The 923-nt window shown below is 40.3% G+C and carries 2 pseudogenes; one reads left to right on the top strand and one right to left on the bottom strand.

The window, feature by feature from the left end:
- Positions 1-40 precede the first annotated feature (40 nt).
- Positions 41-136: pseudogene (locus tag ACXAC4_RS21545) on the bottom strand (exonuclease domain-containing protein); the annotation flags it as partial.
- A gap of 202 nt (positions 137-338) precedes the next feature.
- Here ACXAC4_RS21545 and rsgA point away from each other — a divergent pair.
- A pseudogene (gene rsgA, locus ACXAC4_RS21540) lies at positions 339-860 on the top strand (GTPase RsgA); the annotation flags it as partial.
- Between the last annotated feature and the right edge of the window lie 63 nt (positions 861-923).

Here is a 923-nt window from a genome sequence, read left to right as displayed (position 1 = left end):
AAGGTTAACGACGGTTAGATTCACCTCTTACACAGCACGCTATAACCGTAGCAATTTCTAAGATTTTATCTGTTTTAGGCTCTAAGCCCGTCATTTCAAGATCTAGCCAGATCAAATTTGATTCATTAAAAGACATAAACTACCTTAGCGGTACTTCCTTTAGATCCAATGCAATTAGATATATCATATTAGCTTCACTTGTTTACCTAAAGCTTTTTTTTTAAAAGCGCTTAATTTAATTGAGTTATAGCCCATTTAAGCCATGCTCACAAAGTAAACAGGGTGATTTTAGGCAATTTTATTAATTGCAATTTTGATCAGTGACAAGCTAAGTAACTATGGCAAAACAAAAGAAACTCAGTAAAGGCCAATCCCGTCGGATCAGTGCCAACCATCAAAAACGCTTGCGTAAAGCTAAACAGCAGCATGGCGAGCAACAAGATACCCAGTGGCAAACCGACAATTTAGGTCCAACTGAAAATGCAGTGGTGATCAGCCGTTTCGGCCAACATGCCGATATAGAAACGTCTGATGGCGAAGTTTTACGCTGTAATATTCGTAGAACCGTTGGCGGCTTAGTATGTGGTGATGAAGTCTTCTTTCGTCGTGCCAAGGTCAGTGATGGAGATTTAGCAGGCGTTATAGAAGCCATTGAAGAACGCCGTTCACAGCTTACTCGACCCGATTTTTATGATGGCGTTAAAGTCGTTGCAGCAAACATTGACCAAATTCTGATGGTATCTGCAATTTTACCTGAGTTCACCCCACAGATTATCGACCGATATTTAGTGGCTTGTGAAGATATGGGTATCGAGCCCATTTTAGTGCTTAATAAAATCGACTTGATTGATGACGAAGGTCAGGTGCTGTGTAAGAGGTGAATCTAACCGTCGTTAACCTTAGCAATACGTAATGTTTCTGCA

This window comes from Pseudoalteromonas sp. AWM4_233 (genome assembly GCF_056158285.1).
This window is presented reverse-complemented; position numbering and strand designations above follow the sequence as displayed.